Below are 18410 nucleotides of genomic sequence, written 5' to 3' on the forward strand. Positions count from 1 at the left end.
GTTTGAATTGACTGTTAAGTTGATTGCTTATTGTTAAAGAGCGTGAAATGGAAATTTAAGCTGCGTTCTTTTCGGTGTGTGGAAACAACTTCGGAAGATCCGGGCGAATCTGGTATGCCTTCACTACTCCACCAGTAGCCGTAACAATGCTGCCGACATGTTCAGGGGATACCTTTGCTTTGTTGTGAAGCCACTTATAGACGGCCTGCTGTGAAACTTCGCAAGCAGCGCCCAGTTTCTTTTGTGAACCAACGATATTGATCGCTGTTTTGATAGCTGGGTTCATAACAACCTCCGTGGTTAATTTGAATCAAGATTAAAACTATGGTTGTTTTTAGTCAACAACCATTTTCGTTTGATGAAATAAAACCTTGGTTGTACATTTGGACTATGAAAACAACACTCTCAGAAAGACTTAAAGAAGCCAGATTAGCGCGAGGCCTTACACAAAAGGCGCTTGGGGATTTGGTCGGGGTTAGCCAGGCTGCTATTCAGAAAATCGAAACAGGGAAAGCTAATCAAACAACTAAAATCGTGGAGATCGCGAACGCTTTGGGTGTGCGCGCAGAATGGTTATCTTCTGGCGTTGGAAATATGTCAGACAGTACAGTGCAACCAATACAATCAACTGTCAGCCATTCCAAATACTTCAAGATTGACGTTCTTGATATAGAAGTCAGTGCTGGGCCGGGAGTCATCAACCGTGAGTTTGTAGAAGTTCTACGCTCGGTTGAGTACTCGTTTGACGATGCTCGTCACATGTTCGATGGTAGGAAGGCGGAAAATATCCGCATCATTAACGTGCGTGGTGACAGCATGTCAGGAACGATCGAACCAGGTGATCTGCTGTTCGTTGATATCACAGTTAAATCTTTCGACGGTGATGGTATCTATGCGTTTCTGTACGACGACACAGCCCATGTAAAGCGCCTGCAAATGATGAAGGATAAGCTGCTGGTCATCTCTGATAACAAAAGCTACTCACCGTGGGACCCGATCGAGAAAGACGAGATGAACCGGGTGTTCATCTTCGGTAAGGTTATTGGGAGCATGCCGCAGACATATAGGAAGCATGGGTAGTACCAATTAAAAATTATCAACTGGGCATTGTGCTCATTCAGTAAAGAACTAATTCCTATCTTTGCTCTAGGTAGTAATATTAAGCCACCGCAATAATATCTTTACCTAACGGCGTAAGAATCCCGGTCACCGTGCCGGGTTTTCTTTTGCCCTCCCCTCATCACACACACCGTTAAAAAAACCACCATAACCTCGCTTCAGTTATCGCTATGCGATTCAAGTCACAAAATAAATCCATCCTAAATACAACCAGTTATATCTAAAACAACCAATAAAACAACTTTTGTTGTTGACGATAAAACAACTATAGTTTTAAATAAGTTCATCGCAACAACACAACGATACGGCAACTACCTGATTCACCGTTGCGATGACCGCTTAGATCCGCAGTTTGAATTTCAGCAGGCTTCGGGGAGTGCGAGGGGTGAAACGGACGCGTGAACGTCGGTGTGACCAGCGGAAATTAACTCAACATTTCATACCTTAGTCGCTTCAACGAGGCGGCTTAGTTATGACAACCGGCGGCCATCCACCGCCTGAATACGCGCAGAAGTCTCTATATGTTCAGCAGCCCAGCTTACGGGCAGGAGTTTTTATGGTTCATCAACATTATGGAACGCAGACCGTTAATCGAGGTGCGGTCATGCCAGGAATGCTGGTCAAACACAAAGATGGTACCTGGACTGCATCAGCTAATTTACGCGGACGGCTTTATCTGCATCGCGGCATCGAGCGCACTTATACCCGTGATTTGCTCGTGGAAGTTTTTCTCGACGGACGCGGTAACGGCCTGAATCACTAATCCCCTTTCCTGTTTTCCTAATCAGCCTGGCATTTCGCGGGCGATATTTTCACAGCCATTTTCAGGAGGTCAGCCATGAACGCTTATTACATTCAGGATCGTCTTGAGGCTCAGAGCTGGGCGCGTCACTACCAGCAGATCGCCCGTGAAGAGAAAGAGGCAGAACTGGCAGACGACATGGAAAAAGGCCTGCCCCAGCACCTGTTTGAATCGCTATGCATCGATCATTTGCAACGCCACGGGGCCAGCAAAAAAGCCATTACCCGTGCGTTTGATGACGATGTTGAGTTTCAGGAGCGCATGGCAGAACACATCCAGTACATGGTTGAAACCATTGCTCACCACCAGGTTGATATTGATTCAGAGGTATAAAACGGATGAGTACAGCACTCGCAACGCTGGCAGGGAAGCTGGCTGAACGTGTCGGCATGGATTCTGTCGACCCACAGGAACTGATCACCACTCTTCGCCAGACGGCATTTAAAGGTGATGCCAGCGATGCGCAGTTCATCGCATTGTTGATCGTCGCCAACCAGTACGGCCTTAATCCGTGGACGAAAGAAATTTACGCCTTCCCTGATAAGCAGAACGGCATCGTTCCGGTGGTGGGCGTTGATGGCTGGTCCCGCATCATCAATGAAAACCAGCAGTTTGATGGCATGGACTTTGAGCAGGACAATGAATCCTGTACATGCCGGATTTACCGCAAGGACCGTAATCATCCGATCTGCGTTACCGAATGGATGGATGAATGCCGCCGCGAACCATTCAAAACTCGCGAAGGCAGAGAAATCACGGGGCCGTGGCAGTCGCATCCCAAACGGATGTTACGGCATAAAGCCATGATTCAGTGTGCCCGTCTGGCCTTCGGATTTGCTGGTATCTATGACAAGGATGAAGCCGAGCGCATTGTCGAAAATACTGCATACACTGCAGAACGTCAGCCAGAACGCGACATCACTCCGGTTAACGATGAAACCATGCAGGAGATTAACACTCTGCTGATCGCCCTGGATAAAACATGGGATGACGACTTATTGCCGCTCTGTTCCCAGATATTTCGCCGCGACATTCGCGCATCGTCAGAACTGACACAGGCCGAAGCAGTGAAAGCTCTTGGATTCCTGAAACAGAAAGCCACTGAGCAGAAGGTGGCAGCATGACACCGGACATTATCCTGCAGCGTACCGGGATCGACGTGAGAGCTGTCGAACAGGGGGATGATGCATGGCACAAATTACGGCTCGGCGTCATCACCGCTTCAGAAGTTCACAACGTGATAGCAAAGCCCCGCTCAGGAAAGAAGTGGCCTGACATGAAAATGTCCTACTTCCACACCCTGCTGGCTGAGGTTTGCACCGGTGTGGCTCCGGAAGTTAATGCTAAGGCGCTGGCCTGGGGAAAACAGTACGAGAACGACGCCAGAACCCTGTTTGAATTCACTTCCGGCGTGAATGTTACTGAATCCCCGATCATCTATCGCGACGAAAGTATGCGCACCGCCTGCTCTCCCGATGGTTTATGCAGTGACGGCAACGGCCTTGAACTGAAATGCCCGTTTACCTCCCGGGATTTCATGAAGTTCCGGCTCGGTGGTTTCGAGGCCATAAAATCGGCTTACATGGCCCAGGTGCAGTACAGCATGTGGGTGACGCGAAAAGATGCCTGGTACTTTGCCAACTATGACCCGCGTATGAAGCGTGAAGGCCTGCATTATGTCGTGATTGAGCGGAATGAAAAGTACATGGCGAATTTTGACGAGATGGTGCCGGAGTTCATCGAAAAAATGGACGTGGCACTGGCTGAAATTGGTTTTGTATTTGGGGAGCAATGGCGATGAAGCATCCTCACGATAATATCCGGGTAGGCGCGATCACTTTCATCTACTCCGTTACAAAGCGAGGCTGGGTATTTCCCGGCCTTTCTGTTATCAGAAATCCACTGAAAGCACAGCGGCTGGCTGAGGCGATAAATAATAAACGGGGGCTGTATGACTGATTTCACCGGAAGCAATACTCCTGCCGAACATCGCGACAGCTGGCGCACACCACCAGAGATTTTTGCTGCGCTTAATGCAGAGTTCGTTTTTCAACTTGATGCTGCCGCCAGCGAAAAAAACCGACTATGTCGGCTTTTTATCTCACAGGAGCAGAACACATTAACCACTTCATGGCCTGAAGCAATGGGATATGCCTCTGGTTATGTCTGGTTGAATCCACCATACAGCAATATTTCCCCTTTTGTGAAAAAGGCAGCCACTGAAAACAAATTCAGTAGTGTGGGATGTGTAATGTTATTGCCTGCTGACACATCTGTCGGATGGTTTCATGAAGCGATACAAACCGCCAGTGAGGTCAGATTCATCACGGCAGGACGACTGGCATTTATTAACCCACTCACTGAGAAACCCGTCAGTGGAAATAATAAAGGCTCGATGCTCATTATCTGGCACCCATACCCCCGTACACACTGCCACTTTACGACCGTTGATCGTGGAGAGTTGATGGCGTTCGGCTCAAGGATTCTTGCCCGTCGGGAGGCTGCATGACAACCACGGAATGCATTTTTCTGGCAGCGGGCTTCATATTCTGTGTGCTTATGCTTGCCGACATGGGACTTGTTCAATGACACATCAGCAGGAAAACGCCCTTCGCAGCATTGCCCGTCAGGCTAATTCTGAAATCAAAAAAGCCAGACAGCAGTTTCCGGATAAAAACGTCGATGACATTTGCCGTAGCGTACTTAAGAAGCACCGCGAAACGGTAACGCTGATGGGATTCACACCGACTCATTTAAGCCTGGCGATCGGCATGTTAAACGGCGTCTTTAAGGAACGGTGAACATGAAAAGCAAAATCATCAGGGAGCTACAGGCTCCTTTTTTATTGTTCGCATTCATCCTCAAGCGTATTAACCAACAATTCAGGGATTAATGGAAGATGGCAGACATCATTGATTCAGCATCAGAAATCGAAGAATTACAGCGCAATACAGCAATAAAAATGCGTCGTCAGAACTACCAGACTGTATCCGCAACTCATTGTTGTGAGTGTGGCGATCCGATAGATGAGCGAAGACGCCTGGCTGTTCAGGGTTGTCGGACTTGTGCAAGTTGCCAGGAGGAGATCGAACTTAAGAACAAACAATGGGGACTGTGATGGCCTCAAAGCAGCAAATTTCAACATCGTCCAACTGAGGTGTAAAAATGTTCAGAATCATTTTTCCTAACACCTGGTACGTCGACCACCACGGCACTCCCTGCAAAATCCTGCGTTCTACCCACAACAAAGTTCACTACATCCGAAAAGGCAGAACATGTATCGCCAGCATGTTCCGCTTTAATCATGACTTTGAACCTGTGAATAAAGCTGATGCAGATCGGATAGCAGAAGAGATCGAAACGGCAGAACACATTAAGAAGTTACGTGACATGCGTTCAAAAAGCAGAGGTAACCATGGAATCATACAGCCTCACACTCGATGAGGCCTGTCAGTTTCTTAAGATATCCAGACCAACCGCCACCAACTGGATACGAACAGGCCGCCTACAGGCAACACGTAAAGATCCAACCAAGCCAAAATCTCCTTACCTCACAACACGGCAAGCCTGCATTGCGGCGCTTCAGTCTCCGCTGCATACTGTCCAGGTGAGCGCGGGTGATGGCATAACAGAGGAAAGAAAATGTCACTCTTCCGCAGAAATGAAATATGGTATGCCTCGTATTCGCTCCCGGGCGGGAAACGAATTAAGGAATCTCTTGGCACAAAGGACAAGCGGCAAGCTCAGGAGTTGCACGACAAGCGAAAAGCAGAACTCTGGCGAGTAGAAAAGCTAGGGGATTTACCTGATGTCACTTTTGAAGAGGCCTGCCTAAGATGGCTTGAGGAAAAAGCTGATAAAAAATCTCTCGATTCAGATAAAAGCCGGATTGAGTTCTGGCTTGAACATTTTGAGGGTATAAGGCTTAAAGATATCTCGGAGGCAAAGATTTACTCTGCTGTAAGCAGAATGCATAACAGAAAGACGAAAGAAATATGGAAACAGAAAGTTCAGGCCGCCATCAGGAAAGGTAAAGAACCGCCTGTTTATGAACCAAAGCCAGTATCAACTCAGACAAAGGCAAAGCATCTTGCCATGATAAAGGCCATTCTCCGTGCTGCAGAACGCGACTGGAAGTGGCTGGAAAAAGCGCCTGTCATCAAGATACCAGCGGTCAGAAACAAGCGAGTCAGATGGCTGGAAAAGGAGGAAGCAAAACGCCTTATTGATGAGTGCCCCGAACCACTGAAATCTGTCGTCAAGTTTGCGCTGGCAACTGGTCTGAGAAAGTCGAACATCATAAATCTGGAATGGCAACAAATCGACATGCAGCGACGAGTTGCCTGGGTGAATCCAGAAGAGAGCAAATCAAACCGCGCCATTGGTGTGGCGCTGAACGATACCGCCTGTAAAGTGTTGCGTGATCAAATAGGCAAGCATCACAAATGGGTGTTTGTACATACCAAGGCGGCTAAGCGAGCAGATGGAACATCAACGCCTGCGGTCAGGAAGATGCGCATCGACAGCAAGACATCATGGCTATCAGCTTGTCGTCGTGCAGGAATTGAAGATTTCCGTTTCCATGACCTCAGACACACCTGGGCAAGCTGGCTGATTCAGTCAGGCGTCCCATTATCAGTGCTTCAGGAAATGGGCGGATGGGAGTCCATAGAAATGGTTCGTAGGTATGCTCACCTTGCGCCTAATCATTTGACAGAGCATGCGAGGAAAATAGACGACATTTTTGGTGATAATGTCCCAAATATGTCCCACTCTGGAATTATGGAGGATATAAAGAAGGCGTAACTGATTGAATTGTAATGGCGCGCCCTGCAGGATTCGAACCTGCGGCCCACGACTTAGAAGGTCGTTGCTCTATCCAACTGAGCTAAGGGCGCGTTGATACCGCAATGCGGTGTAATCGCGTGAATTATACGGTCAACCCTTGCTGAGTCAATGGCTTTTGATCTGGTTGCTGAACAAGTGAACGACCGCGTCTGATTTTCTGATTTATTTCGCTATAGCGGCAAACAAACACACACCGCTGCGCGTCTGAATCAAGAAAACCCGTATTTTCATGTATCAAAGTACAATTTACCGCCCTAACGGAAAATTGTCCGCTCCTATGAGACTGGTAACTATGAAACCAACGTCGGTGATCATTATGGATACTCATCCTATCATCAGAATGTCTATTGAAGTTCTGTTGCAAAAAAACAGTGAATTGCAGATTGTCCTGAAAACGGATGATTACCGCATAACCATCGATTATCTCCGAACCCGTCCTGTTGATTTAATCATTATGGATATAGACTTGCCCGGAACAGACGGTTTTACCTTCCTGAAAAGGATCAAACAAATCCAGAGCACAGTGAAAGTGTTATTTTTATCATCGAAATCAGAATGCTTTTATGCTGGCAGAGCGATACAAGCTGGTGCTAACGGTTTTGTCAGTAAATGCAATGATCAGAATGATATTTTTCATGCCGTTCAGATGATCCTCTCCGGATACACGTTTTTTCCCAGCGAAACGCTTAACTATATAAAAAGCAATAAATGTAGTACGAATAGTTCAACGGTCACTGTGCTATCTAATCGTGAAGTGACCATATTACGTTATCTGGTTAGCGGATTATCTAATAAAGAAATTGCCGATAAGTTATTACTTAGCAATAAAACAGTTAGTGCGCATAAATCTAATATTTATGGCAAGCTAGGTTTGCATTCAATTGTAGAGCTTATCGACTACGCCAAATTATACGAATTAATATAATATTAATTATAATTGATCATAAATATCGCATCCGCTTTCGCCACACCTGGCCGAACACCGCTGGCTAACGCTCGATAATTGGCAAAAAAGTTTAGTGTGACATTGCCATTTGCATCTACTTCCTCAGTCGGGCTCGCCGCTCCCAGTGCGAGCCGGGAGCGATCGCTATTACGTAATTCGATGGCGATGGTTTGCGCCATTGCGGGATCATCCAGAGCCAGCAGGTTGGTATCGGATGCCGGCGTTCCCGTAAATAAAATCGCAACTGAACCCGGAGGACATCCCTCCAGCCGCAGGCTAAAAGGGACGAGTGCCGTGGTATCGCCAGCGTTCAGTAATTGTGTCGTAGGCCATCTGCCTAAATCTACCGTCTTATCAATATCCGCAGTGTTTACGGTACAGGAGAAATCAACAACGTTACCGTGCAAATTGATATTAATCGTTCCCAAAGGGTCAGCTGCCCATCCACTGGAAATCCACAGTAACCCGCAGAAACAGCTAAAGAGTGCTCTTCTCATTCTCCGTACCTCATTGATAATCGACGCGTAAATACCCCAGCGCGCTAAACGGCCCTTCGGTCGGTTTTTGACCGGTAATACTGATAGGCCTGGCGCGAAGTGTGACATTGGCTGCCGCAGCTGCATCCAGACGGAAAGGAATAACGCTATTGAGATCGTTAGGCGTGATCGGCGTATCGTTCTGATCGGCGACAATAAAACCTAAATCCTGATTGTCCGACACCATCGCCTGACCAGAAACGGCACTGGCTTCCAGACGCATTGTTAAATAAGCCTGCGCAGCAACATTCGTACATTTGACCGCAATGCTCTTGGTTTGCGGCATGACACCAGCAGGTCGATTCCCCGGCCCTGCCGCACTAAATAACGATGCGCCGATATCACCAAAATCAAATTCAACAATCTGCCCGGCATTTAATTCGCAGTTTTGCGGTACTTCAACCCGGCCACCAAAACTAATGGTATAAACAGGTGTAACCAACGGATCGTAAGGCGTTGATGTCACATACACGGTAAACATCACCTGTCTGGGGATCTCCACCATGTTAATAAAGGGACGAATAACCTTTAAACGAAATATTAAACGAGAATCCATCACCCCGAATGGAAGGTTTTGCGAAACGTTAGGATCTGTTCCCATCCGAATATAATTTTGCGGGGGGAACTGAATATCCATAACACTATCAACCAGACTCATCGCACCTAATAGATAATCATTTAATTGCATATATTTATAATTATCGATAGTTTCCTGAACAATAAAGTTGGTGACATAACTACGGTATGTATAATTCACCAGCGTGCCGGGTGGACAAATTGCTGACACACCTACCCAGCCGGATTTTTCCGGTAAAACAACAATCTGCCCTAGCTGGTTATTGGTGCTATTAAAGATATTTGAGAGATCATAGTGTTCATCTTCTGCTACGCCAGTACTATTTGCACAAACAGTAGCCCAGGATATGTTTGCCAGACACAAACATGCCATCGCCAATAATAATCTGCAGATTATCTTCATTGATAATTTCCTTTATGAGCCAGGATGTGTGCAAACTGCCGAAATAACAGTGACGGCTTGCTGTAAGCTTTGCTTCGGCAATACATAGTGCGCAATGCAGCGTGAGTTCGCGCCGTCTCCCCACTGAACCAGTAATTCACCAGACAATGGCGCACCACTTAAATAAACTTGCCCGTCATCACCCACCATACTAGTTATTCCGGTACTGTTTTCCCGTACCAGTGATCCAAACGGCACCGGTTTTCCGCCCTGGGTAACGGTAATGAGCGCCCGCACGCCTATGCGGGTATCAAAATTGGCACGAACCAACGCGCCTTGCGTCGGCACAACGCTGCTAATATTTTTTTCAACATCGATGGAATTCCCCATCGTATTGGTATCAAGCGCGATACGGTTATACCGATAAACCGTGGCATACGGCATCACCGCATAGCCGCGCCAGTCGGTTAAAATGCCAGTTTGATTTTCAATGCGTACACCGCCTGCGCCAGGCGCTTTAATCAAAACATTGGTATCCCCTAAAGGCTGGCTCAGCGTTATGCCATTTTCGTGCCCGACCACACCGCCAGACAGCTGCCAGTTAACGTCATGTTGATCGCGGTCGTAGTTATACCCGCCCCCCAGCGTACCGTAAGTGGCCTGCCAGTTTGCCGTGGCGCTGCCCGTATACCCATTATTCGAGGTATCACCCTGGCTTACGTGATAACTCAGGTTGTGGCCTTCCAGTAAGGTCCCACCTACACCTGCCAGCCAGCTATTTTGCCCGTTGCTGTTACGGTTGGCGTTAAAGGAGGCATAAGCGCGGTCGAGCGCATTTTCCCGGGTGTAGCGACGTTTGGTCAGAACATTGAAAGGCACTGAAACATTAAGTCCGACAATACGTTCGTTATCGGGGATCCCTACAGATTCATTCCACGAAAATGAGAGTGAATAACTGATGCCAACCCAGCTGCTGGTATACCCCACCTGATACCAGGTATCTGAATCCGAAGTATTCCAGTATTTTTGATGGGTACCAGAGATATAAAGCGAGCCAAAGTCATTAAGTGATTGTGAAATATTTAACTGCAAACGGTCTTTACGGCTAAAGCGTAAATTGTGGTAATTCACGATTATCGGTTCATCCCGATGCTCACCGTCGTAATCGTAATCATATTCGTACCCCTCCATTCGACGATACGCAACATCATCAAGGGTATAAAAACCTTGTGTCGAATAGCGGTAACCCATTAACTGAAAATTGGTGCCGAAGGTGTTCATCGATTTCGCATAGAGGAAGCGAATGGAATCCCCCTCATGACGACTGTCGTCGGCTAACTGACTGCGCGCATGGGTCACATCCAGCGACACTGCCCCCCAGTTTCCGAGATTGCGCCCCAGTCCTAATAAAAAGGCGGTGTAATTGGCAGATAATTGCGTCCCGCCGTAGGCAGTAAATTCCTGTGGTAAACCGCCGAGTGCCGTGCCCTGAAAAAAGAAAGGTGATGATTGCTGACTATTACCGCTACGAAAATCGCCCGCCGTCAGGTCAAATTTGAAACGCCCTTCGCGTTGTAAAATCGGCACTGTTGAATACGGAATTGTGTAATTCTGCTGATTGCCATCGCGCTCGTCGATGGTGACATCCAGATCGCCATTTGAAGATGTCGGGTGCAAATCTGTAATTTCAAAAGCGCCGGGGGAAACATAGCTTTGATAGATAATAAAACCATTTTGCCGAATCGTTAGCTGGGCCGCCGTACGGGCAATCCCACGTACCGTTGGGGCAAACCCTTGCTGGCTATCAGGATACATATTATCGGAAGAATAAAGCCGTACACCACGAAATCCAACACCATCGAAAATATCACTTCCTGTATTGCCGTCTCCCATTACCAGTTCACTTTTCAGCGGAATAATGGCACGCTGTACCCAGGTGCCAATATTATTCCACTGTTCTGAATGATATCCATTTCCGCGAAAATAGTTCCAGGAACCATTGTTGCGTAAACGCCACGGGCCAATATTAATCCCGCTGAACTCACTAAAAAAATAGCTATCGTTACCATTACCTCTGTTACCGGTGAAATTATAATTCAGGAGTAAAGCAGGAATACCTTCATCCCACTCTTCAGGCGGAATGTAACCGTGAGCGCTACTCAACAACGCTATCTGAGGAATAGTGATGTTCAGGCGCATCGCTGCAAAATCAAAGTTAATTGTGGCATCAGGTACAGCTTTCAGTAAATTGATGCATTTATTGTTTTGCTGCTGGGCTAACTCGGGAAATGCACTGCTATTAAGGCCAATTCGTTCAAGGAGTACCTGGTTAAAACAGGGCATTAACCCACCTGATTTATCACCTGTATTTTCTGTTGTCGATTCAAATACGATATCCTGTGAACCAATGAACTCATCATTACGCCAGAGATCCACCCGATACACGCGCGCAGGTTGATGATTACCTCTCTCAAAGCGCGATAAATCAGCAACGGATGTGCCATTCTCTAATAAAAATGCCGGGTTGAAATAACTTTCCGCATAGCTTAAAAAGGAGGGTAAAATGGCAAGAGATGAATAACAAATTCCGGCCAGACACCAGGTATACCTCTGCGGAATATCCGTAGTAGTGGGTATTTTCATAATTAGCTCTGATATTGTCAGATGATTCGGTTAGTTTAAGTTCACTTCTCTGACCGGGGTTACTGAACCATAATCATTAACGGTCTGAAATTTCAGCTTTCCCTGCACTCCTGAGGGTAAGGGAATTTGTGAACTAACTCTGGGTGCCGCCATAGCATTCCCCAACTTTTGGCTGCCCACTTGCAGGTTAACGAGGGTGACATAAAAAGGTGATGGATTATGAACATTGATATAGTTACCGGATCGCGAAAACTTGAGTGTGTCCGGCGCTTCTGCGGGTAATTCTTGTAATTGAATTGGACGGAGAAATAATTTCATGCGCGATAAAATCGCCAGTTGCAAAACATTCCTGCCGTTCAATGCATTTTTATCTACCGAAGGGATCGTCTTAACATTCATCCAGAACAGAGACTCACGATCTGCCGCCAGCGGTGGACCGGTGTAAATAATACGCAAGGTATTTTCGCTTTTGGGTTCACTAACAAACAGTGGCGGTGTAATGATGAATGACTTTTCTTTTACACCGCTGCTGTTTTCAATCCACGAATTGACCAGAAAGCGCTCATTGGTATGGCTATTTCTAATCCATACCGCAGTCTGTTTAGCATCAGCGGGATAAATAATACGCGTGGCACCTAATGCGATCCCTCCGGCAGCATGGGCGCTGGCCGAAATGATTAAATAAAATATAATGAGCATCAATAACTTTATTTTAGTCATCATAGTTAATACGCCTTGTGTATTCCTGACGGCAAAAATAAGAAATATAAAGAAATGATTGCTTTGGTTTCTTACAACACATCATTCCCTTTTCATTTAATAAAGCGGCATGATACAAAGTGAACATGATTTCGATTTACATTGCCACCATACCGCTTCAGACAACCGGTACATTACTTTGTTATAAGACGTGATATATAATTCAAAACAACGTGGTTTTGATTATTCGTATCTCATAATAAAAGTCGCGTCAGCATTTGCTTGCCCTGCTGATGCACTTGTACCGGTGCCTTTATAACGTGCAGAAAAATGAAGAACGTTGGTCCCGGGGATCAAGTTCTGGTTGGTTGAGAAGCTATTCCCATCAGGTTTGAGAATTGCGGATGTATTATCAAGTATTTCAATACCGACACCCGTTGCTGTTGTTGTATTGGTACTGGATGCAATGGCCAATAAATTATCATTGATTGCATCAGCCTGACCAGAAAATGCAACGGCAGCATTAGCGGCAACAACAGGATCGCAGTCGTTCAACTTAATGGTGAATGGAATTAATGCAGAGGTATTACCAACAGCATTGAAAATATCGGTACGATATTGACCGAGTGTGACAACCTGGTCTGCCGAGTCAGTATTCACTGAACAGGCAGCATTCACCAGTTCGCCTTCAAAGTGAATTGTACCGCCATCTACAACGGCAGCATAACTACCCGTAGCGGCGAATAGTGCGGCAGCCAGCGCAGACGAAATAAATCTTAATTTCATATATATTCCTTCAATCTCATTTATCGACTCCACATCCGTATATAACCGATTACTTTATTTAAGACACTGATAGTAGTAAAATCCCTTTTTATCCTCTAAGAATGTCTTAATTGAAAATATGCACTCTAATCTAAAAAATAGAGAGCCCCGTTAGATGAATACTTCCGCGCAAAATATATTCAACACAAATATAGACCTGAAGCGGTAAATCACCAGGCTGAAAATTCTTTTTATATTGTCAGGTATTTCTTAAATTATCTTAATCCTTAAACAAGGAAATAAATCAGTTCCAGATTTACAACGCCATCATGGACGAAAAATGAAGCTTTCAATCTCAGCGACCTCAGCGACGGTGCGCCTAACCTTCGCAAGAGGTCGCTTCACGCGATAAATCTGAAACGAAACCTGACAGCGCGCCCCGCTTCTGACAAAATAGACGCATCCCCTTCGACCTACGTAACAGATGGAATCCTCTCTCTGATGGCAGCAAAGATTATTGACGGTAAAACGATTGCGCAGCAGGTGCGCTCTGAAGTTGCTCAAAAAGTTCAGGCGCGTATTGCAGCCGGACTGCGGGCACCAGGACTGGCCGTTGTGCTGGTGGGTAGTAACCCTGCATCGCAAATTTATGTCGCAAGCAAACGCAAGGCTTGTGAAGAAGTCGGGTTCGTCTCCCGCTCTTATGACCTCCCGGAAACCACCAGCGAAGCGGAGCTGCTGGAGCTTATCGATACGCTGAATGCCGACAACACCATCGATGGCATTCTGGTTCAACTGCCGTTACCGGCGGGTATTGATAACGTCAAAGTGCTGGAACGTATTCATCCGGACAAAGACGTGGACGGTTTCCATCCTTACAACGTCGGTCGTCTGTGCCAGCGCGCGCCGCGTCTGCGTCCCTGCACCCCGCGCGGTATCGTCACGCTGCTTGAGCGTTACAACATTGATACCTTCGGCCTCAACGCCGTGGTGATTGGCGCATCGAATATCGTCGGTCGCCCAATGAGCATGGAACTGTTGCTCGCAGGTTGCACCACTACCGTGACTCACCGCTTCACTAAAAATCTGCGTCATCACGTAGAAAATGCCGATCTGTTGATCGTTGCCGTTGGCAAGCCAGGCTTTATTCCCGGTGACTGGATCAAAGAAGGCGCAATTGTGATTGATGTCGGCATCAACCGTCTGGAAAATGGCAAAGTTGTGGGCGACGTCGTGTTTGAAGACGCGGCTAAACGCGCCTCATACATTACGCCTGTTCCCGGCGGCGTTGGCCCGATGACGGTTGCCACGCTGATTGAAAACACGCTACAGGCGTGCGTTGAATATCATGATCCACAGGATGAGTAACATGGCGACATTTTCTTTAGGTAAACATCCGCACGTTGAGCTGTGCGACTTGCTGAAACTGGAAGGCTGGAGCGAAAGCGGCGCGCAGGCGAAAATCGCGATTGCCGAAGGCCAGGTGAAAGTCGACGGTGCGGTTGAAACGCGCAAACGCTGCAAAATCGTCGCCGGTCAGACAGTGAGTTTTGCAGGTCACAGCGTACAGGTTGTTGCCTGATCCCTTTCCCGGCCTGTATCAACAGGCCGGTTCTCTTTTCAGACTTTTGCCCTCTACGCCCCGTTCATCCATGCTGATAGCATCGACATTTTGCCGAAGCGACCATCATGCCAACCGTTATTACGCACGCCGCCGTTCCCCTATGCATTGGTTTAGGGTTGGGTTCGAAAGTCATCCCTCCGCGTCTGTTATTTGCCGGAATCATCCTGGCGATGCTGCCCGACGCCGACGTATTGTCGTTTAAATTTGGCGTTGCTTACGGCAATGTTTTTGGTCATCGCGGGTTTACCCATTCGCTGGTGTTTGCGTTTGTTGTCCCGCTGTTATGTGTGCTGATTGGACGCCGATGGTTCAGGGCTGGGCTGATTCGCTGCTGGCTGTTTTTAACCGTCTCGTTGCTATCGCACAGCTTGCTGGATTCGGTAACCACTGGCGGTAAGGGCGTTGGCTGGCTGTGGCCGTGGTCAGATGAACGCTTTTTCGCTCCCTGGCAGGTGATTAAAGTCGCGCCGTTTGCATTGTCTCGTTACACCACGCCGTACGGGCATCAGGTGATAATTTCTGAATTGATGTGGGTGTGGTTGCCGGGGATGGTGCTTATGGGAATGTTGTGGTGGCGCAGGCGATAACCGGATGCGAAAACTCGCATCCGGCAACAGCGCAATTACTTACGACGCCAGGTGGTCCCTTGCGGGCCATCTTCCAGCACGATCCCCATCTCGTTAAGACGGTCACGCGCCGCATCTGCCGCCGCCCAGTCTTTCGCTTTACGGGCATCCAGACGCTGTTGAATTAACGCTTCAATCTCAGCCACTTCGCTGTCGTCTGCCTGCGCGCCGCTTTGCAGGAACGCTTCCGGTTCTTGCTCCAGCAGGCCCAATACAGCGGAAAGTTTACGCAGGTGAGATGCCATTGCATTCGCCGCTGCCATATCTTCTGCTTTCAGACGGTTTACTTCACGCGCCATATCAAACAGTACGGAATAGGCTTCCGGGGTGTTGAAATCGTCGTCCATCGCTTCAATAAAGCGCGCTTCAAACGCTTCGCCACCGGCAGGCGCAACGGTTTTATCTGTGCCGCGCAGCGCAGTGTAGAGACGCTCCAGCGCCGCACGCGCCTGCTTCAGGTTCTCTTCGCTGTAGTTCAACTGGCTGCGATAGTGGCCCGACATCAGGAAGTAACGCACGGTTTCCGCGTCGTAGTATTTCAGCACATCGCGCACGGTAAAGAAGTTACCCAGCGATTTGGACATCTTCTCGCGGTCAACCATCACCATCCCCGAGTGCATCCAGTAGTTCACATACTGGCCATCATGGGCACAGGTGGACTGCGCGATTTCGTTCTCGTGGTGCGGGAACATCAGGTCTGAACCGCCGCCGTGGATATCAAAGTGGTTACCCAGCTGCTTGCAGTTCATTGCCGAACATTCAATGTGCCAGCCTGGACGGCCCGCGCCCCACGGAGACGGCCAGCTCGGTTCGCCCTCTTTCGACATCTTCCACAGAACGAAGTCCATCGGGTTGCGTTTGTCGTCGACCACGTCAACGCGCGCACCTGCCTGCAGCTGGTCGAGATCCTGACGCGACAGCACGCCATATGTCGGATCGGTCGGGACGTCGAACATCACGTCGCCGTTGTCCGCCACATAAGCGTGACCTTTGGCGATCAGTTGTTCAGTGAGTTCAATAATTTCTGCGATATGGTGCGTCGCGCGCGGCTCCATATCCGGGCGCAGAATGTTCAAAGCATCAAAATCTTTGTGCATTTCGGCGATCATGCGATCCACCAGCGCCACAAAGCTTTCGCCATTTTCATTGGCGCGTTTGATGATTTTGTCGTCGATATCGGTAATGTTGCGCACATACTTCAGTTTATAGCCGAGGAAACGCAGATAGCGCGCAACCACGTCAAAAGCAACAAAGGTACGCCCGTGACCGATATGACAGAGATCGTAAACGGTGATTCCACACACATACATGCCGACTTCCCCGGCGTGAATAGGCTTAAATTCCTCTTTTTGGCGTGTCAGAGTATTGAAGATTTTTAGCATCGAAGATTCCGTTTAGACATGTGTGGGTAATTGAGTTGCGTATAATACCCATATTTCCCGCGCGAATCAGCATACATTGCGTGATGATCCGATCGTGCGGTTATGCTATAACACCACCCTATATATGACCCGAACTGGGTTGAAGCACCAATCAAACGGAACAGGATGCAAAAATGGTTACTTTCCACACCAATCACGGCGATATTGTCATCAAAACTTTTGACGATAAAGCACCTGAAACAGTTAAAAACTTCCTGGACTACTGCCGCGAAGGTTTTTACAACAACACCATTTTCCACCGTGTTATCAACGGCTTTATGATTCAGGGCGGCGGTTTTGAACCGGGCATGAAACAAAAAGCCACCAAAGAACCGATCAAAAACGAAGCCAACAACGGTCTGAAAAATACCCGTGGTACGCTGGCAATGGCCCGTACTCAGGCTCCGCACTCTGCAACTGCACAGTTCTTCATCAACGTGGTTGATAACGACTTCCTGAACTTCTCTGGCGAAAGCCTGCAAGGTTGGGGCTACTGCGTGTTTGCTGAAGTGGTTGAAGGCATGGACGTGGTAGACAAAATCAAAGGTGTTGCAACCGGTCGTAGCGGTATGCACCAGGACGTGCCAAAAGAAGACGTTATCATTGAAAGCGTGACCGTTAGCGAGTAATCGTGGCGACACTCTTTATTGCAGATCTTCATCTCTGCGTGGAAGAACCGGCGATCACCGCCGGTTTTCTGCGTTTTTTAGCGGGGGAAGCCCGCAAGGCCGAAGCGCTGTATATTCTTGGCGATCTGTTTGAAGCATGGATTGGCGACGACGATCCCAACCCACTCCATCGCCAGATGGCGGCAGCGATCAAAGCGGTGTCCGATTCCGGCGTTCCCTGTTATTTCATTCATGGCAACCGTGATTTTCTGCTCGGCAAACGCTTTGCCCGTGAAAGCGGCATGACATTATTGCCGGAAGAAAAGGTGCTCGAACTTTATGGTCGCCGGGTGTTGATTATGCATGGCGACACGCTGTGCACCGATGACGCGGGTTATCAGGCTTTTCGCGCCAAAGTCCACAAACCCTGGCTGCAAATGCTATTCCTCGCCCTGCCGTTGTTTGTGCGCAAACGCATTGCCGCGCGAATGCGAGCGAACAGTAAAGAAGCCAACAGCAGTAAATCGCTGGCGATCATGGACGTTAACCAAAACGCGGTAGTCAGTGCGATGGAAAAACATCAGGTGCAATGGCTGATCCACGGACATACCCATCGCCCGGCGGTACATGAACTTATCGCCAACCAGCAACCTGCTTTTCGCGTGGTACTCGGTGCCTGGCATACGGAAGGTTCGATGGTGAAAGTCACGGCGGATGACGTTGAGCTGATTCATTTTCCGTTTTAAAAAACCCGCAACTTTGCTGATTTCACAGCCACGCAACCGTTTTCCTTGCTCTCTTTCCGTGCTATTCTC

At 48.0% G+C, this 18410-nt stretch carries 24 protein-coding genes, 1 tRNA gene and 1 pseudogene; 18 read left to right on the forward strand and 8 right to left on the reverse strand.

From position 1 onward, the window contains the following. Positions 1-55: 55 nt before the first annotated feature. Positions 56-286: a helix-turn-helix domain-containing protein gene (locus HGD79_RS09150; RefSeq protein WP_001067458.1), complete on the reverse strand. Its 231-nt coding sequence runs from the start codon at positions 284-286 to the stop codon at positions 56-58. A gap of 104 nt (positions 287-390) precedes the next feature. Here HGD79_RS09150 and HGD79_RS09155 point away from each other — a divergent pair, with 104 nt between their 5' ends. The 12 genes and pseudogenes from HGD79_RS09155 (at position 391) to HGD79_RS09205 (ending at position 6727) form a co-directional block, all read left to right on the forward strand. Continuing rightward, entirely contained in the window at positions 391-1080 is a 690-nt protein-coding gene (locus HGD79_RS09155; RefSeq protein WP_000858975.1) for a helix-turn-helix transcriptional regulator, read from the forward strand. A 595-nt stretch (positions 1081-1675) separates the two neighbouring features. Next, complete coding sequence (locus HGD79_RS09160) at positions 1676-1882, forward strand: phage encoded cell division inhibitor protein (protein ID WP_000233576.1); 207 nt, start codon at positions 1676-1678, stop codon at positions 1880-1882. Between the two features lie 75 nt (positions 1883-1957). After that, the gene (locus HGD79_RS09165) at positions 1958-2254 is read left to right on the forward strand and encodes a host-nuclease inhibitor Gam family protein (RefSeq protein ID WP_000995433.1); all 297 of its coding nucleotides are present in this window, start codon (positions 1958-1960) and stop codon (positions 2252-2254) included. Positions 2255-2259: 5 nt separating this feature from the next. After that, positions 2260-3045 carry a phage recombination protein Bet gene (gene bet, locus HGD79_RS09170; RefSeq protein ID WP_000100847.1) on the forward strand — a complete coding sequence of 262 codons (786 nt, stop codon included), beginning with the start codon at positions 2260-2262 and terminating at the stop codon, positions 3043-3045. Then, the gene (locus HGD79_RS09175; RefSeq protein WP_000186833.1) at positions 3042-3722 is read left to right on the forward strand and encodes a lambda exonuclease family protein; all 681 of its coding nucleotides are present in this window, start codon (positions 3042-3044) and stop codon (positions 3720-3722) included. Before bet ends, HGD79_RS09175 begins: the two co-directional genes overlap by 4 nt. Next, positions 3719-3880, forward strand: coding sequence for a DUF1317 family protein (locus tag HGD79_RS09180; RefSeq protein WP_000682294.1), 162 nt, complete (start codon positions 3719-3721; stop codon positions 3878-3880). Before HGD79_RS09175 ends, HGD79_RS09180 begins: the two co-directional genes overlap by 4 nt. Then, entirely contained in the window at positions 3873-4430 is a 558-nt protein-coding gene (locus tag HGD79_RS09185; protein ID WP_000129285.1) for a phage N-6-adenine-methyltransferase, read from the forward strand. The genes HGD79_RS09180 and HGD79_RS09185 overlap by 8 nt, the downstream gene beginning before the upstream one ends. 76 nt (positions 4431-4506) lie before the next feature. After that, on the forward strand, positions 4507-4722 hold the full coding sequence (locus HGD79_RS09190) for a hypothetical protein (protein WP_000149655.1): 216 nt from the start codon (positions 4507-4509) through the stop codon (positions 4720-4722). Between the two features lie 98 nt (positions 4723-4820). Next, on the forward strand, positions 4821-5039 hold the full coding sequence (locus tag HGD79_RS09195; protein WP_000763390.1) for a TraR/DksA family transcriptional regulator: 219 nt from the start codon (positions 4821-4823) through the stop codon (positions 5037-5039). A gap of 47 nt (positions 5040-5086) precedes the next feature. Then, positions 5087-5365 carry a DUF4222 domain-containing protein gene (locus HGD79_RS09200; protein WP_000488407.1) on the forward strand — a complete coding sequence of 93 codons (279 nt, stop codon included), beginning with the start codon at positions 5087-5089 and terminating at the stop codon, positions 5363-5365. Beyond that, a pseudogene (locus tag HGD79_RS26595) lies at positions 5337-5401 on the forward strand (helix-turn-helix domain-containing protein); the annotation flags it as partial. The gene HGD79_RS09200 and the pseudogene HGD79_RS26595, both read left to right, overlap by 29 nt. Positions 5402-5563: 162 nt before the next feature. Beyond that, positions 5564-6727, forward strand: a complete 1164-nt coding sequence (locus HGD79_RS09205) for a site-specific integrase (RefSeq protein ID WP_000051902.1) — start codon at positions 5564-5566, stop codon at positions 6725-6727. 15 nt (positions 6728-6742) lie between these two features. Here HGD79_RS09205 and HGD79_RS09210 read toward each other — a convergent pair. Further along, positions 6743-6819, reverse strand: a tRNA-Arg gene (locus HGD79_RS09210). Positions 6820-7061: 242 nt separating this feature from the next. On the opposite strand from HGD79_RS09210, the gene fimZ reads away from it, so the two are divergent. Next, complete coding sequence (gene fimZ / locus HGD79_RS09215; RefSeq protein ID WP_000805428.1) at positions 7062-7694, forward strand: fimbria biosynthesis transcriptional regulator FimZ; 633 nt, start codon at positions 7062-7064, stop codon at positions 7692-7694. A 2-nt stretch (positions 7695-7696) separates the two neighbouring features. Here fimZ and sfmF read toward each other — a convergent pair whose 3' ends face one another. The 5 genes from sfmF to fimA all read right to left on the reverse strand — a co-directional run bounded on the left by sfmF (position 7697) and on the right by fimA (position 13337). Continuing rightward, positions 7697-8212: a fimbria assembly protein gene (gene sfmF, locus HGD79_RS09220; RefSeq protein ID WP_001250422.1), complete on the reverse strand. Its 516-nt coding sequence runs from the start codon at positions 8210-8212 to the stop codon at positions 7697-7699. Between the two features lie 10 nt (positions 8213-8222). Next, positions 8223-9230 (reverse strand): type 1 fimbria D-mannose specific adhesin FimH, encoded by a 1008-nt coding sequence (gene fimH / locus HGD79_RS09225; protein ID WP_000691043.1) that lies wholly within the window; start codon positions 9228-9230, stop codon positions 8223-8225. A gap of 12 nt (positions 9231-9242) precedes the next feature. Continuing rightward, complete coding sequence (locus tag HGD79_RS09230) at positions 9243-11852, reverse strand: fimbrial biogenesis usher protein (RefSeq protein WP_168848372.1); 2610 nt, start codon at positions 11850-11852, stop codon at positions 9243-9245. A 30-nt stretch (positions 11853-11882) separates the two neighbouring features. After that, positions 11883-12575 (reverse strand): type 1 fimbria chaperone FimC, encoded by a 693-nt coding sequence (gene fimC, locus HGD79_RS09235; protein WP_000988366.1) that lies wholly within the window; start codon positions 12573-12575, stop codon positions 11883-11885. Between the two features lie 219 nt (positions 12576-12794). Beyond that, positions 12795-13337 (reverse strand): type 1 fimbrial major subunit FimA, encoded by a 543-nt coding sequence (fimA, locus tag HGD79_RS09240; protein WP_001369891.1) that lies wholly within the window; start codon positions 13335-13337, stop codon positions 12795-12797. A 480-nt stretch (positions 13338-13817) separates the two neighbouring features. Between fimA and folD the strand changes: the two genes are divergently transcribed. From folD to HGD79_RS09255, 3 genes are all read left to right on the forward strand, one after another. Beyond that, complete coding sequence (gene folD / locus HGD79_RS09245; protein WP_000729160.1) at positions 13818-14684, forward strand: bifunctional methylenetetrahydrofolate dehydrogenase/methenyltetrahydrofolate cyclohydrolase FolD; 867 nt, start codon at positions 13818-13820, stop codon at positions 14682-14684. 1 nt (position 14685) lies between these two features. Beyond that, a complete protein-coding gene (gene ybcJ / locus HGD79_RS09250; protein ID WP_000190288.1) occupies positions 14686-14898 on the forward strand; it encodes a ribosome-associated protein YbcJ in 213 nt (70 codons plus the stop codon). A gap of 107 nt (positions 14899-15005) precedes the next feature. Next, positions 15006-15527 carry a metal-dependent hydrolase gene (locus tag HGD79_RS09255; RefSeq protein ID WP_001143552.1) on the forward strand — a complete coding sequence of 174 codons (522 nt, stop codon included), beginning with the start codon at positions 15006-15008 and terminating at the stop codon, positions 15525-15527. 35 nt (positions 15528-15562) lie between these two features. Here HGD79_RS09255 and cysS read toward each other — a convergent pair whose 3' ends face one another. Then, a complete protein-coding gene (gene cysS / locus HGD79_RS09260; RefSeq protein ID WP_000912345.1) occupies positions 15563-16948 on the reverse strand; it encodes a cysteine--tRNA ligase in 1386 nt (461 codons plus the stop codon). Positions 16949-17121: 173 nt separating this feature from the next. Between cysS and ppiB the strand changes: the two genes are divergently transcribed. After that, on the forward strand, positions 17122-17616 hold the full coding sequence (ppiB, locus tag HGD79_RS09265) for a peptidylprolyl isomerase B (protein ID WP_000256002.1): 495 nt from the start codon (positions 17122-17124) through the stop codon (positions 17614-17616). A 2-nt stretch (positions 17617-17618) separates the two neighbouring features. Further along, entirely contained in the window at positions 17619-18341 is a 723-nt protein-coding gene (gene lpxH, locus HGD79_RS09270) for a UDP-2,3-diacylglucosamine diphosphatase (protein ID WP_000212264.1), read from the forward strand. Positions 18342-18410: the final 69 nt, after the last annotated feature.

Source organism: Escherichia sp. SCLE84 (genome assembly GCF_012584495.1).
Taxonomy (GTDB): Bacteria; Pseudomonadota; Gammaproteobacteria; order Enterobacterales; family Enterobacteriaceae; genus ECMA0423.